At 69.4% G+C, this 13960-nt stretch carries 11 protein-coding genes and 6 pseudogenes; 11 read left to right on the top strand and 6 right to left on the bottom strand.

Annotated elements, in window-relative coordinates:
• Positions 1–7: 7 nt before the first annotated feature.
• Positions 8–874, top strand: coding sequence for an intradiol ring-cleavage dioxygenase (locus tag ACIF8T_RS39035; RefSeq protein ID WP_400042065.1), 867 nt, complete (start codon positions 8–10; stop codon positions 872–874).
• Positions 875–970: 96 nt separating this feature from the next.
• Here the strand turns inward: ACIF8T_RS39035 and ACIF8T_RS39040 are convergent, their stop codons facing one another.
• Together ACIF8T_RS39040 and ACIF8T_RS39045 are read right to left on the bottom strand one after the other, a co-directional pair.
• The gene (locus tag ACIF8T_RS39040; RefSeq protein ID WP_400042067.1) at positions 971–1738 is read right to left on the bottom strand and encodes an SDR family NAD(P)-dependent oxidoreductase; all 768 of its coding nucleotides are present in this window, start codon (positions 1736–1738) and stop codon (positions 971–973) included.
• A gap of 180 nt (positions 1739–1918) precedes the next feature.
• Positions 1919–3064, bottom strand: coding sequence for a CapA family protein (locus ACIF8T_RS39045; protein ID WP_400042068.1), 1146 nt, complete (start codon positions 3062–3064; stop codon positions 1919–1921).
• A gap of 105 nt (positions 3065–3169) precedes the next feature.
• On the opposite strand from ACIF8T_RS39045, the gene ACIF8T_RS39050 reads away from it, so the two are divergent.
• Positions 3170–3733, top strand: a complete 564-nt coding sequence (locus ACIF8T_RS39050; RefSeq protein ID WP_400042070.1) for a carboxymuconolactone decarboxylase family protein — start codon at positions 3170–3172, stop codon at positions 3731–3733.
• On the opposite strand, the pseudogene ACIF8T_RS39055 reads toward ACIF8T_RS39050, so the two are convergent.
• A pseudogene (locus ACIF8T_RS39055) lies at positions 3723–4574 on the bottom strand (LLM class flavin-dependent oxidoreductase). The gene ACIF8T_RS39050 and the pseudogene ACIF8T_RS39055 sit on opposite strands and share 11 nt — an antisense overlap.
• Before the next feature lie 6 nt (positions 4575–4580).
• Entirely contained in the window at positions 4581–4988 is a 408-nt protein-coding gene (locus tag ACIF8T_RS39060) for a nuclear transport factor 2 family protein (RefSeq protein ID WP_400042072.1), read from the bottom strand.
• Between the two features lie 140 nt (positions 4989–5128).
• Between ACIF8T_RS39060 and ACIF8T_RS39065 the strand changes: the two genes are divergently transcribed.
• From ACIF8T_RS39065 to ACIF8T_RS39075, 3 genes and pseudogenes are all read left to right on the top strand, one after another.
• Positions 5129–5644 carry a flavin reductase family protein gene (locus ACIF8T_RS39065; RefSeq protein WP_400042073.1) on the top strand — a complete coding sequence of 172 codons (516 nt, stop codon included), beginning with the start codon at positions 5129–5131 and terminating at the stop codon, positions 5642–5644.
• Between the two features lie 86 nt (positions 5645–5730).
• Positions 5731–6591 (top strand): hypothetical protein, encoded by an 861-nt coding sequence (locus ACIF8T_RS39070; protein ID WP_400042074.1) that lies wholly within the window; start codon positions 5731–5733, stop codon positions 6589–6591.
• A 140-nt stretch (positions 6592–6731) separates the two neighbouring features.
• Positions 6732–7307: pseudogene (locus tag ACIF8T_RS39075) on the top strand (carboxylesterase family protein); the annotation flags it as partial.
• 234 nt (positions 7308–7541) lie between these two features.
• Here ACIF8T_RS39075 and ACIF8T_RS39080 read toward each other — a convergent pair.
• Positions 7542–8657 (bottom strand): annotated as a pseudogene (locus ACIF8T_RS39080) (IS110 family transposase); the annotation flags it as partial.
• A gap of 236 nt (positions 8658–8893) precedes the next feature.
• Here ACIF8T_RS39080 and ACIF8T_RS39085 point away from each other — a divergent pair.
• The 5 genes and pseudogenes from ACIF8T_RS39085 to ACIF8T_RS39105 form a co-directional block, all read left to right on the top strand.
• Positions 8894–9979, top strand: coding sequence for an S-(hydroxymethyl)mycothiol dehydrogenase (locus tag ACIF8T_RS39085; RefSeq protein WP_400042076.1), 1086 nt, complete (start codon positions 8894–8896; stop codon positions 9977–9979).
• Positions 9976–10602, top strand: a pseudogene (locus tag ACIF8T_RS39090) (MBL fold metallo-hydrolase); the annotation flags it as partial. The gene ACIF8T_RS39085 and the pseudogene ACIF8T_RS39090, both read left to right, overlap by 4 nt.
• Positions 10603–10889: 287 nt before the next feature.
• Positions 10890–11255 (top strand): helix-turn-helix domain-containing protein, encoded by a 366-nt coding sequence (locus ACIF8T_RS39095; RefSeq protein WP_400042078.1) that lies wholly within the window; start codon positions 10890–10892, stop codon positions 11253–11255.
• Positions 11171–11554 (top strand): annotated as a pseudogene (locus tag ACIF8T_RS39100) (enoyl-CoA hydratase/isomerase family protein); the annotation flags it as partial. The gene ACIF8T_RS39095 and the pseudogene ACIF8T_RS39100, both read left to right, overlap by 85 nt.
• A gap of 158 nt (positions 11555–11712) precedes the next feature.
• A pseudogene (locus ACIF8T_RS39105) lies at positions 11713–11973 on the top strand (TetR/AcrR family transcriptional regulator); the annotation flags it as partial.
• Between the two features lie 16 nt (positions 11974–11989).
• Here ACIF8T_RS39105 and ACIF8T_RS39110 read toward each other — a convergent pair.
• Positions 11990–13018 carry an SMP-30/gluconolactonase/LRE family protein gene (locus tag ACIF8T_RS39110; protein WP_400042080.1) on the bottom strand — a complete coding sequence of 343 codons (1029 nt, stop codon included), beginning with the start codon at positions 13016–13018 and terminating at the stop codon, positions 11990–11992.
• Between the two features lie 173 nt (positions 13019–13191).
• Between ACIF8T_RS39110 and ACIF8T_RS39115 the strand changes: the two genes are divergently transcribed.
• On the top strand, positions 13192–13960 hold a 769-nt coding region (locus ACIF8T_RS39115; RefSeq protein WP_400042081.1), incomplete at its 3' end, for a flavin-containing monooxygenase.

The following is a 13960-nucleotide window of genomic DNA, read 5'->3' on the forward strand; positions in this document are numbered from 1 at the left end:
GGTAAGGATGACCCAGGACGCTGCGCGGCACAAGAGGAACACATCCCGTAGGCAGGTGCTCGTCGCCGGAGGGGCGGCGGTCGCCGTGGCCGGCACAGGTGTCGTGCTCGCCTCGAACGCTCTCGCCGGTGAGACACCGGCCGAGGCGAAGAGGGCGGAAACCGCAGCCGGAGAAACGTGCTACCGGCTGAGCGCGGAAGCCATCGAGGGCCCCTACTACATCGACGCGGACAAGATTCGCGCGGACATCACCGAGGACAAGGAGGGCGTGCCTCTGGCCCTGGTCATCAAGGTGATCGACGCAGAGACGTGCGAGCCGGTGCGGGCCGCGGCGGTCGACGTCTGGCACTGCGACGCGCTCGGCATCTACTCCGGGTACGAGAGCATCGGTTCCTCCATGCCTCCCGGCCTGCCCACCGAGCCGCCGCCCACGGACGGCTCCGGCGGTGAGGAGGTGCACATCGAGCCCACCGACAACGAACGCTACCTGCGCGGCACCCTGCGCACCGACCGCGAGGGCAAGGTCCGTTTCATCAGCATCTTCCCCGGCTGGTACGAGGGCCGGGCCGTGCACATCCACACCAAGGTGCACATGGACGGGACCTGGACCGACGGCGGCTACGAGGGCGGCCGGACCTGCCACACCGGCCAGCTCTACTTCGAGGAGGAGGCCGTCCTGGCCGTCGCCGCCACGGAGCCGTACTCGGGCAGCACCGTTGAGCGTGTCACCCTCCCCGAGGACATCCTGTACGACGACAGCGGCGCCACGGGCGGCCTGCTGACTCTCCGCTACGACAAGAAGCGGATCGCGGAGGGCGTCATCGCCTCGATCACGGTGGGCGTGGACCCGGAGACACCGACGACGGCGAAGTGATCCCACAGCCGCATACCGGGGCCCGTGCCGGTCTGCGCGGGCCCCGGTGCCGGGGCTGAGGGCGACGGCCGCCGTGGCCCGCCGTGTCGGAGAGCGTCAGACGACCGTGTAGCCGCCGTCCACGACCAGGTTCTCCCCGGTGATGAACGAGGAGTCGTCGGAGACCAGGAACAGCGCGGCGCGTGCAATGTCCTCGGGTGTGCCGGGCCGCTTGATGATCTGGTGGTCGAGGAATCCCGCGACAGCACCCGGCATCTCCTTGATGTTCTCGGTGGCCGGCGTAAGGATCAGCCCGGGGCTGACGGCGTTCACGCGGATACCGACGGGCCCGCCCTCGTTGGCCAGCTCACGCGTCATCCCGATCACGCCGTGCTTCGTGGCGGCGTGGGCGAACCCACCGGGACCGGACCGGATCGAGTTGATGCCCTGCATGGAAGCGGTGTTCAGGATCGCCCCGCCACCGGCGGCGACCATGTGGGGCCAGACCGCCTGGGTGACGTGGAAGACGGTGTCGAGTTCGTTGCGGAGCGCCGTGTGCCAGGTCGTCACCGGCATCTCCGCGATGGAGCCGAACTCCGCTTTCGCCGCGTTGTTGTACAGGATGTCGATGCGCCCGTACTCCTCGACGGCGCCCGCGATCCACGCGTTCACGGCCGCCCGGTCGGTGAGGTCCAGCGGGTGAGTCGAGGTCATCGTCCCGCCGGCCTCACGGACGAGCCGGACCGTTTCCTCGGCGCCGCCGGTCTTGATGTCAGCGCCGACGACGACCGCTCCCTCCTGGGCGAAGAGCAGCGCGGCGGCGCGTCCCTGCCCGCCGCCCGTACCGGTGATCACAGCGACTTTTCCGTGCAAACGTTTGATCATGGCGCCACCTTCGCATTCGCGCCGGGTGCCGGGCAGTGACCCAGGTCCCGGCACGCCGCGCGGCCCGGTCATGCCTGCCCGCCCCGTACGCGGGCACGTCGGCGAACGGCACCACGGGCGGGCCGCACGTACGAAGGGCCGGACGCGAGTGCGTCCGGCCCCTCTGGGGGGGTGGGAGACCTACCGTGCCGCGGGGTCCGTCACCCGCACAAAGGCCCAGCCGTCCCGGGAGGTGCGCTCGAAGTCCGCCGCGAAGCCCTGGTCGGCCGACATGCGCTCGACGTATCTCGCCGTGACCGCGGCCCTCTCGTCCTCGGGACGCAATGCCGTCGTGCTGCCGTCGGCGAGCATCTGGACGGGGAAGAACCCCGCCTCCGCCACCGGCCGCTCGCCCTTGCGCAGGGTGAGCGCGACGACCATGGACCGGCGGGCCTCCTCGGCGAAGGGCCACAGCTCGAACTCCTCGGCCGGCGGGCGCATCGAGGAGAGTTCGCCGTAGCGTTTCATCGAGTTCGCACGCATCTGCGGGGTCACGGAGGGTCCGACGAAGTGGTGGACGAGCGCGCCCGTGCCGTAGAAGATCGGCCGCCCGCCGTGCCACTCGACCGGACGCAGGGCGTGGTGGTGCGTGCAGAGCACGGCGTCGGCGCCGTGGTCGATCGCGTCGCGCGCGAGCCGGGGCTCGTAGTCCATCAGCTGCTCGAGGACGTGTGAGTAGCCCCAGTGCATCGACACGACGACGACCTCGGCCTGTTCCCGTGCGATGGCGATCGTGTCACGCATCCGCTGCTGGTCCTCGGGCACCGCTGCGGTGGTGATCAGCGGCGGGATACCCGGCTCCCAGAAATTCTCGTCGGGGTCGAGGTAGGACGTCGTGACACGCAGCGGCGCGAGCCCGGGGCGGTTGGGGCGCGCCTCGTACCCCTTGGGGAAGACCGTACTGAAGCCGAGGATCGCCACCCGCACCCCGTTGTGCTCGGTCACGTAGGGGCGCACGGCCTCTTCGAGATCGGCACCGGCGCCCAGGACATCGATCCCGAGCCCTTCGAGTGTCGCCCGGGTGTCGTCCAGCCCGACGTAACCGCCGTCGAGAGCGTGGTTGTTCGACGAGGTCATCACGGTGAACCCGGCGGACGCGAGCGGCGCCGCCCGGTCGACGGTGGTACCCATGAAGTGCTTGTGCGACGGCGACTTGGCCGGCCGGTCGCAGTACACGCCTTCACAGTTGCCTAGAACGATGTCTCCCGGCGCGAGGACCGGCACCACCGGCGCGAACGCCGCCTCGCCGTTGTCGACGTCGGTGAAGACGTCGCCGGCTGCTCTCATGTCAACGATTCCCTGGGTCACAGCGGCAGTGAATCCGCTGTCTCCCGGGCGGATCAGTGACTTCGGTCCTGCTCAGGGGACGATGCCCGGGCCAGGCTGCATGGCATGGCACGCATTCCACTGATCCCTTCCGACGATCCCGACGCCGTCCGGCACGGAGTGTTCAGCTCCTTCGAGGCCGAGCAGCGGGAACCGATCGACCTGTACCGGGCGCTCGCGAACGTTCCCGAGCTGCTCCTCGCCTACCGGTCCCTGCCTCAGCATCTGCGGCACGCCGCCACCACGCCCCGCCGCTTGCGAGAGCTCGCCGTCCTCAGGGTGGCGCAGCTGGTCCGGTCGGCGTACGAGTGGAGCCACCACCGCCCCATGGCACTGAAGGCGGGCGTGACGGAGGCGCAGATCGACGCGCTGGCGTCATGGCGGGACTCCGACCGGTTCGACGCCGATGAGCGCCCTGTACTGGCCACGGTAGAGGCCGTGCACGACATCAGGCTCTCGGACGCGGAGTTCACGGCCCTGGAGGAGCGACTGGGCCGCCACGGCGCCGTCGAGATCGTCGTGGCGGTCGCTCAGTACGAGGCCACCGCTAGGATCATCCAGGCGCTCGGCGTCGACGTCGAGCCGTCGTACGCGTCACACCTTGTCGGCTTCGAACAGGTCAGAGCATAAGTGCCGCGAGGCGGTCGAGCTGGGTGAGGTCACAGGTGACCGGCAGGAAGGCCAGCTCGTCCGCCCCGGCGGCGCGGAACGCCTCCGCGACGCCCATGGTCGTCGGCTCGTCGAGGGGCGAGCCGACGACCAGATGGTCGGCCGCCGGTCCCAGGAACCCGAAGTACCGGCGGAGGAAGCCCTCGGCGGCGTCACGGCGGTCCGGGCCGAGGCTGAAGTAGCGCTGTGCGTAGAGCCGGGGGCGTCCTTCGCGGCCGTGTCGGGACCACGCCTCGCGTACACCCACGGCGCCCGTCGCGAAGTCGTCCGGTGAACCGACGGCGAAAGTCCACCCGGCGGCGTACCGGGCGACCCGGTCCCAGGTTTTCCGACCGGCCCCGCCGATCAGGACCGGGATCTCCGCCGGCGGCCGCGGGCCGACGACGTCGTACTCGCCCACCCCGCCCCATATCGTGGCCATCTCCTCCAGCATGGTCTCCAGACGGCGGTGCCGCCCTCGGTGCTCGGCGCCGGCCAGGCGGTAGTCGACCTCGCGGTCACCGACCCCGACGCCGAGTTCCAGCCGGCCGTCGAACAGGACCTAGAGAGAGGCGAGCTGCTTGGCCAGCGGGCCGAGGGTGCCCCGGTTGGGGAGGAGAGCGACGCTGGTGCGCAGCCGGACGCGTTCGGTCACCGCCCCGGCGGCGGCGAGGACGCTGAGCGGTTCCAGTTGGTTCCAGGCGAAGCGGTCGGTCGCCACGAGGGCGGCGAATCCGAGCTGTTCGGCGCGCCTGGCCCAGGCGAGTAGGTCCTCTCGCCCGGCGCCCGGCACATGGGAGGGCAGCCCTACTGCGATGTCCATGTCAGCCTAGTCCGGGGTATGAGCCTTGTGGTCCGCGATGACGGGGCCGAGGTTGCCGACGTTGCGCTGGCGCACGATGTGGCCGTCGGCGTTCACTTCGCTGATCGTGACGGCGTTGTGAGGGTGGACGTTGCCGGAGTGGAGCATGGTGTAGGTCACCACCGCCTCGCAGATGACGGTCGTGGTGTCTCCCGTCTGCACTTCGTAGCCGCTGACCACCCGGTGCTCGATCTCCTTGGCGACCGGGAGCACCATGTTCTTCACGTGGGCCGTGATGGCCTCACGGCCCACGATGGAGTCCGTGTCCCCGAAGCGCACGGTCGCGTTCTCGTCGAAGAGGTCGAAGGCACCGTCCAGGTCTCCCGCGTCGATGAGCGCGTAGTAAGTCCTGACGGTCTCAAGCGGTGTCGGCATGCTCACTCCAGTTGTTAGTCTCCGGGACCGAGGCGGACACTACGAACGTCGGCCGCCCCAAGAAGTGACGAAAGTCCGCTGCCGCGGGCGGCGGACACAGGTCACAGCGGGCAGCGAGACCTCCGCCGCACTCTGAGAAGGTGACGACTACTTCTTCTTCTCTCAATGAACTGTCCTCTTCGGCCGAGCTGACCTCTGAGGAATTCCGGCACGTCATCGGGCACTTCCTCAGCGGTGTGACCGTGGTGACGACGACGCTCGACGGAAAGAGGTTCGGGACCACCGCCAGCGCGGTGACGTCGCTGAGCCTCGAACCGCCGATGGTGGTGCTGTGTCTCAATCGCGTCTCTTCGACGTCCCAGGCGGTATTGGAGGCAGGGCGCTTCGCGCTCAACATCCTCACCGAGGAAGGCGGGGCGCTCGCGGCTCGGTTCGCGACCAAGGGATCCGACAAGTTCGACGGTGTCGAGACGACGCTCAGCAGCACGGGACTTCCTCTGTTCCCGTCGTCACTGGCGTGGGTGGAGGCAGAGGTCTCGGAAACCCTCACGGTGGGAACCCATACTCTCTTCGTGGGCCGGGTGTTCCAGGCAGAAGCGCAGCCTGGCCTGCCACTGGCCTACTTCCGGGGCCGCTTCGGCAAGTTCACCCCGTGAGGCCGTGCGGCGCGTGAACGGCTGGTCGCCGGCAACGGTGACCTGAGTCGCAGCCGATGGGCGAACGACGCGGCAGGCTCGCTGCCATGACACGCTTCAGCATGATCCAGGACGGCCTGGACCTGTCCCGTCCCGACGTGACCACCCCCGAGGAGATCGCGGCCTTCCACGCCGAGTACGAACGGACGAAAAAGGGCCGCCTCGACTCGTTCGAGTTCTGGATCGAGTTCCGCCCCGACGTGCTCAAGCGGCACAAGGCGAGGTCACGCCACTTCTTCGGAGAGGAAGCCGCGCGGTTCCAGGTCCCGATCCAGATGCTGGCCATCCACCAGTACACGATCGAGGGCTTCCGAGACGGTATCGGATACGAGATACGCCTGGCGAAGTCGAACGGGGCTCAGCGCAGCGATATTCTCGACACCCTTTCCGTGGCGAACATCCACTCCGGCCACCAGGGGATGTACGCGGCGTACGCCGAGGCTTCCCACCTCCGCGAGTACGTCGACCCGCCGATCACCGACCGCTTCCCTCCGAGCTGGGAATTCGACCCGAACGCGTTCGACTCGGGGATGGACTACGACTCGATGGAGGCGTCGCTGGCCGACATCGACGCGCTGATGGACTGGTACACGTCCACCCTGGGAGAGATCCCCCGGTACGCGCGGCTGCTCGCACGGCATCGCCCCGGCCTCCTGAAGGCCTACCGGAACCGGTACGAGCACGCCATCAGGGACTCGCTGCCCAAGCAGATGCTTCCCTACCTGCTGCTGAACCACAGCACGGTCAAAGGCGACGAGGACGCCATCCGCGAGAACGTGCTGCTCGGCCGCGCACTCGGCATGACCACGGAACAGCTCCTCGACTCGATCGGGCTGGCGGTGCTCTTCGCCGGGATCGAGGTACTGGGACCGGTGGAGCGCTGCGCGGGAGACGAACTCGGTCTCTAGGTTGTGACCGCGGGTCGTTGCCCTACGGTTCGATCGCCCTCGGCAGCTCGGGCCGCTGCCCGGACGGGGAGCTCTCCGGCAACGTCAAACCGGTGGCGCCCCCTTCCAATTACATGACGTCCGTCAACGAAGGAGCGACCATGCATCCTGGACTCACCCGCTCAGGCCAGGTCCAGGGACGGGATGAGAGCGGCGTATGCAGCTGGCGGGGGATCCCCTATGCCGAGGCGCCGTGGGGGGAGCACCGGTTCGCGGCGCTTCGGCCCCGGGCATCCTGGGAGGGGGTGCGTGACGCGACGGTCCACGGGCCGCCGGCGCCGCAGATCGTGCAGGAAGGGGGGCCCGGTCTCCAGGAAACGGGTGACCCGGCTCCGGACTGCCTGACGATGAACGTGTGGGCGCCCGCCGAGCCCGCCGGGGCCGTTCCGGTGATGGTGTGGATCCACGGCGGAGCGTATGTGTCCGGCGCCGGCTCCCAGTCGCTCTACGACGGCACCGCTCTGGCCCGCCTCGGCGTGGTGGTGGTCACGGTGAACTACCGCCTAGGGGTGGAAGGGTTCGCATGTGTCGACGGCGCCGTGTCCAACCGCGGTCTGCTCGATCAGATCGCGGCACTGGAGTGGGTGCGCGACAAGATCGCCGCCTTCGGAGGCGATCCGGCGCAGGTCACCGTCTTCGGTGAGTCCGCCGGCGGCGGTTGCGTTCTCGCGTTGCTGGCGATGCCCCGGGCCCGAGGACTGTTCCAGCGGGCCATCGCGCAGAGCGTGCCGCGGCCCTTCTACACTCCGCCGCTGGCGCGTTCGGTCACCCGGGCCGTCGTCACTGCCGCGATCGGCACCCGAGGCGCCTCGGACGGTTCCACGGACGAGCAGTCGGTGGGTGCGGAAACCCTGAAGGCGTTCACCCCGCAGGAGATGGGGGATGCCGCGGTCTCCGTGGTCGGACGGATGCCGTCGGCGGGCGAGAGCGAGCAGGGCCTGCTTGTGCCCCTTCCCCTCGCTTCGCTTGCGCTGGTAGTAGGCCTTGGAGGCCGGGCACGTCGTGATGCTGACCATCGCCGACAGGTACATGCTCCGCAGCAAGCCGCGGTGGTACCGCTTGGGCCTGCGCAGGTTGCCGCTGACCCGGCCGGAGTCGCGGGGCCTGGGGGCCAGGCCGGCGAAGCCGGCCAGCCGGTCGGCACCGCCGAAAGCGTCCATGTCGCCGCCGGTCGCGGCGATGAACTCGGCACCGAGCCTGACGCCCATGCCGGGCAGGCTGCGGATCACCTCGGCGTGCGGATGTTCGCGAAACTTGGCCCCGATCAGGCCGTCGAGCTCGGCGATCTCCTCATCGAGGGCCATCACCCCCTTCGCCAGGCGGGCCACCATGGCGGCGGCCAGCTTCTCGCCCGGCAGTGCCGTCATCTGGGCCTCAGCGGCCTGAACCGCTGTCTTCGCGAGCGTGGCGGCGCCGCGGACCTTGCGGTTCTTCAGCCAGGCCTCGATCCGCTTCGCGCCCGCCCGGCGGATCGCGGCCGGGGTCTGATAACCGGTCAGCAGCATCACCGGGCCCTTGTTGACCAGGTCCAACGACCGCTCCAATGCCGGAAAGATCTCCAGCAGTTGAGCGCGGAGCCGGTTGATCTGCCGGGTGCGGTCGAAGACCACGTCCAGGCGGCGGGTGGTCAGGGTGCGCAGGTCGACGGCGATCTCGTCGCCCGGCCGCAGCAGCCCCACATCCCGGCGGATGCGGGCCTGGTCAGCGATGACGAACGCGTCCCTGGCATCGGTCTTGCCCTCGCCGCGGTAGGTGGCCGAGGCCCGGTAGACCGCCAGGCCGGTGAGGTAAGCCATCGGCTGACCGTGGCCGAGCAGCAGGCCGATGAGCAGGGCGGCACCACCATGATTGAGGTCGACGGCCCACAGCACGTCGGTGGATATCTCCAGCACGTCACCGATGAGCTCAAGCAGTTCGCTCTCGTCGTTCAGGACCCGGCGGGACAGCAGCCGTCTGCCGTCCGTGTTGATCACCACGCAGTGGTGGTGTTCCTTGCCGATGTCCACTCCGGCCCAGATCTCGGGCACGTTCCCTCCGCCAGCTCGCCGTCACTGCACACCCGCAGACGACCTCGCCGACGTTGTCCTACAGCAGCGATCGAGTCGCGTCTCCCAATTGGCGGTCGAGTCGTCGCGGGGCTCCGGGCGGCCAAGTCCTTTGAGCCATCGAACCGGCGCAAGCATGACAGCCATACCCAGAGCCCTGGGCCCTCCGATCTTACGAATGACCAGATCAGACCCACGTATTGAAAGGTAGGACCAGCATGTCCCAGCACGTTCGGGGTGTCATCGCCCGCGGCAAGGGGGAACCGGTACGCGTCGAAACGATCGTCGTGCCCGATCCGGGACCGGACGAGGCGGTGGTGAAGGTGCAGGCGTGCGGCGTCTGCCACACCGACCTGCACTACCGCGAGGGCGGCATCAACGACGACTTCCCCTTCCTCCTCGGACACGAGGCCGCCGGTGTCGTCGAACAGGTCGGCCCCGGTGTGACGGAGGTCGCTCCCGGTGACTTCGTGATCCTCAACTGGCGTGCGGTGTGCGGGAAGTGCCGCGCCTGTCTGCGCGGACGCCCGCAGTACTGCTTCGACACGCACAACGCCCGGCAGAGGATGACCCTCACCGACGGCACCGAGCTCTCCCCGGCCCTCGGCATCGGCGCCTTCGCCGAGAAGACCCTGGTCGCGGCTGGGCAGTGCACCAAGGTCGACCCGGCCGTCTCCCCGCAGGCCGCGGGACTGCTCGGCTGCGGGGTGATGGCCGGGATCGGCGCGGCGATCAACACCGGGAACGTCGGCCGGGGCGACACGGTGGCGGTCATCGGCTGCGGCGGCGTCGGCGACGCGGCCGTCGCCGGATCGCGCCTGGCCGGCGCGGCGCGGATCATCGCCGTGGACATCGACGACCGCAAGCTGGAGACCGCCCGCGCGATGGGCGCCACCCACACCGTCAACTCCCGCGCCACCGACCCGGTCGAGGCGATCCGCGAGCTGACCGGCGGCTTCGGCGCCGACGTCGTCATCGACGCGGTCGGCCGCCCGGAGACCTACCGGCAGGCGTTCTACGCCCGCGACCTGGCCGGCACCGTCGTCCTCGTGGGTGTGCCCACCCCCGAGATGAAGCTCGAATTGCCCCTGCCGGACGTCTTCGGCCGCGGCGGCGCCCTGAAGTCGTCCTGGTACGGCGACTGCCTGCCCTCCCGGGACTTCCCGATGCTCATCGACCTCTTTCTCCAGGGCCGCCTCGACCTCGACGCCTTCGTCAGCGAGACCATTACCCTCGACGAGGTCGAGGACGCCTTCGCCCGCATGCACAAGGGGGACGTCCTGCGCTCGGTGGTCCTCCTGTGACGACCACCGCTCGCATCGAACGCGTCGCCACGGCCGGCACCTTCAGCCTCGACGGCGGCACATGGGACGTCGAGAACAACGTGTGGATCGTCGGTGACGACCGGGAGGTGGTCGTCATCGACCCCGCCCATGACGCCGCCGCCGTCGCAGCGGCCGTCGGTGACCGGCGCCTGGTCGCCATCCTGTGCACGCACGCCCACAGCGACCACGTCAACGCGGCCCCGGCACTCGCCGAGGCGACCGGTGCGCGGGTCCTGCTCCATCTGGACGACCGTCTGCTGTGGAAGCAGGCCCACCCCGAGCACGACCCGGGAGGCTACCTCTCCGACTACCAGCGCATCGACGTCGCGGGTACGGAACTGCGGGTGCTGCACACGCCCAGGCACACCCCCGGATCGATCTGTCTGTACGCGCCCGGTCAGGGAGTCGTCTTCACCGGCGACACCCTGTTCGCCGGCGGTCCCGGAGCGACCGGCCGGTCGTACTCGGACCTCCCCACCATCATCCGCTCGATACGGGACCGCCTCCTCACCCTGCCCGCCGCCACGCGGGTCCGCACCGGACACGGTGAGGACACGAGCATCGGTGCGGAGGCGCCCTGTCTGGACGAGTGGATCGCCCGCGTCGGCTTGTCCCCGGCGCCTACCGACGCTGGGCGGCGTCCTCGGAGGCGTACGGGCGAAGAGACTGCTCGGCCTCGCGCAGGCGATCCCGGTACACGGCGACCTTGGACAGCTTGACGTCCTCGTAGCCGCGGACGAGGTCGGGCAGGACCGCCAGTTCCACCGCCCCCTCCATCGTGGTGACATCGAGTTCCGGCGGCAGCCGCTCGATCGTCTCCCCGCCTGAAATCGCAGGCTTAAGTCTGTGGCCTGTTTTCATGTCTCGGGGTCCTCGTGCCGTCGAAGTCATGCTGTCCGATGAGGAGCGCGCTGAGTTGCTGTGCTGGGCGGGCGGGGCGGTGGCGCCCCGTCTCGTCGAGCGGGCACGCATCGTCTTGGCGTGCGCGGACGGGAAGCCAAATACACGGGTTGCGGCGGAGTGCAAGGTAACCGCGGACACGGTGAGGAAGTGGCGGTCGCGGTTTGCTGCCCGGCGGATGGCCGGGCTTGCGGATCAGCCGCGGCCGGGCCGGCGCAAGGCGGAGCTGGTATTCGGCGATGACGAACGGGCTCAGCTGATGCGCCTGGCGAGATCCTGCTCGGGCTCATCCCCGGCGCCGGCGGCACGCAGCGCCTCGCCCGCCTCGTGGGGCCGTCGAAGGCCAAGGACCTGATCTTCACCGGCCGCCAGGTGACGGCTGAGGAGGCTCTGCGGATCGGGCTCGTCGACCGGGTCGTACCGGCCGGCGAGGTGTACAAGGCCGCCTTCGCCCGGGCGTCCCGGCTCGCCGCCGGACCGGCCCTGGCCCTGCGAGCCGCCAAGGAAGCCGTCGACCAGGGCCTCAACACCGACCTGGCGACCGGACTGGCCATCGAACGCGCCCTGTTCTCCGGCCTGTTCGCCACCGAGGACCGCGAGACCGGCATGCGGAGTTTCGTCGAGGAGGGGCCCGGCCGGGCGCGGCTCCGCTGAGCGCCCGCGTGCGGCGGCACAGGGGGAGGAACGATGTACCGTTCCTCCCCCTTCGGCGTGCTCCTCGGTGACGCGTCGCGGTCATACCGGCCGACAGGGGAGGATGCCACCCGCCCCGCACGCGTGCACGGGTACGGGCAGTCCACACCCGCAGCATCCTGCACGCCGACGGGGCGGGCAGCCGATCCGGCACCCCCTCGTATGCGTTGCCCTGTCCGGGCGGGTCGAGCGTGCCCTGCGGACACATCTGCCGGACGGTCACCGGCTGGCCGTGGCGCATGACGACCTCATGATCGCTGTCGCCATGGTCTTCGGTGCCGTTACCGGCCCCCACCCGCGAGCAGCGGGAACGCCGAGCATGGGCGGCATGGCGGCTGCTCGGTGTCGAGGTGGGACCGGTGCGGCCCTTCGAGGAGTGACAGAGGAAGAGGGGTCTCAGCCGCCGTTGGACTGACGGATGCCGTCCGCCAGCGCGTCGAAGGTGTACAGGTAACCCCCGGCGGGCCCGCTGACGGTCATGTAGGCTCTCCTGCCTCCGGGGGTGATGGCCACGTTCGTCGCCGATTTGAGCTCCTTGCCGGCGCGGGCGGGGACCTCGACGGTCGCCAGGCGTTCACCGTGCCGGCCGTACACCGCCATCGCGGGCCGGCCGTGCAGGGCCTGGTAGAGGTTGCCGTCCGCGTCCACGGCGATCGAGTCGGTCTGGGCGAGCCCGCCGTCCACCCGGATGGCGGTGTGCTGGGAAGTGACCCCGCCCTTACCGTCGAGCAGGAGGTAGGAGACACGGTTCTGCGTGAGTTCGCTGACCCACAGTCCGCGGTACTCCGTGTCGAACGAGATTCCGTTCGGCGCCGCCAACTCGTCCGCCAGGATGGTGGCGTTCTTCCCTTCGCGGTCGATCCGTACCACGCGCCCCTTCGCCTCGCCTTCGGACATGCCGTGCGAGTCGCTGATGTACAGGTTGCCGTCCCGGTCGAAAGCGAGGTCGTCGGGGTTCATCGGGGCCCCGTCGACCTTTCCTGAGAAGAAGGTCCGCCGGTCACCGCCGTCGGAGGCCAGGCTGACGATCTCGCCGTGGGAGAAGTCGGTCAGGTATATGCGTCCGTCGTAGGGGCTGAACTGAGCCGAGGTGTAGGTGCCGCGGTTGTCGGTGTGCAGCTGACGCGACGTCTTCTTCCTCACGTCGACACGCAGCACCTTGGGCTCGCCGGCCGGTGCGGTGACGTCGACGACGAGCAGGTTGCCGTCCGCGTCGAAGGTCGGACCCTCCAGCAGGGTCATGCCGGTCTCGGAGTGCACCTTCGTCAACTGCATGACCTTTTGGGCGCGGATGGTTCTGTCCGCGCCGGTGGCGGCCGCGGGGTCCACGTCGGCGCCGCCGGCTGTCCCCGTACCGCATCCGGTGAGGGCCAGCAGGCCGATCGCGACGAGCCTGGTGAGGGGTCGGATCGGGAGTCGTTGCATGGGGGTCACTCTTCCTGTCCGAGGTGTGCGGAAGCTTTCACCGCCTTAACCGGACAACACTGTCCGGTTCTTGTTACGGTAGTGCATGCCCGCCCAATTCCGTTGATCGAAACTCCACTTGGCGAACAGGGCGGCTTCCTGGCAGTGAACCGGAAGAATTGAGGTCCCCCCACATGACAAACCCGGCAACGTTGTCCTCCGAGGAGCTGACCGAGCTGAGGCGGCGCTACCGCCTCGAACGGGAGCGACGCGTGCGCCCGGATGGTAGCCGGCAGTACCTTGCCGCCGACGCCGAGTTCGGCTACTACGCCGACGATCCGTACGCCGGGGAGGCGGCCGGACGCGAGCCGCTGCGGGACCGGGTGGACGTTGCTGTCATCGGCGGCGGATTCGGCGGCATCCTGGCAGGCGCGCGGTTGCGCCAGCAGGGCATCGGGCGGGTCCGCATCCTGGAAAAGGGCGGTGACTTCGGAGGGACCTGGTACTGGAACCGGTACCCCGGCATCCACTGCGACATCGAGTCGCACGTGTACCTGCCGATGCTCGACGAGACCGGGTATGTGCCGGAGTGGAAGTACGCCCCCGGAGAGGAGATCCGCCGCCACGCGGTACGGATCGCGGAGAAGTTCGACCTCTACGCGGACGCCCTGTTCTCCACGGCCGTCACGTCCCTGACCTGGGACGACACCTCGCAGGCGTGGATCGTCACGACCGACCGGGGCGACGAGTTCCGGGCTACCTACGTCGTTACGGCGACCGGCACCATGTCCGAGCTCAAGCTGCCCGGCATCCCGGGCATCGAGAACTTCAAGGGGCACACCTTCCACACGTCGCGCTGGGACTACGGCTACACCGGCGGCACCCCGGACGGCGGCCTGACCGGGCTCGCGGACAAGCGCGTCGGGGTCGTCGGCACCGGCGCCACCGGCGTCCAGGTCGTCC

The organism is Streptomyces sp. NPDC085946, from assembly GCF_044540485.1.
Classification (GTDB): Bacteria; Actinomycetota; Actinomycetes; order Streptomycetales; family Streptomycetaceae; genus Streptomyces.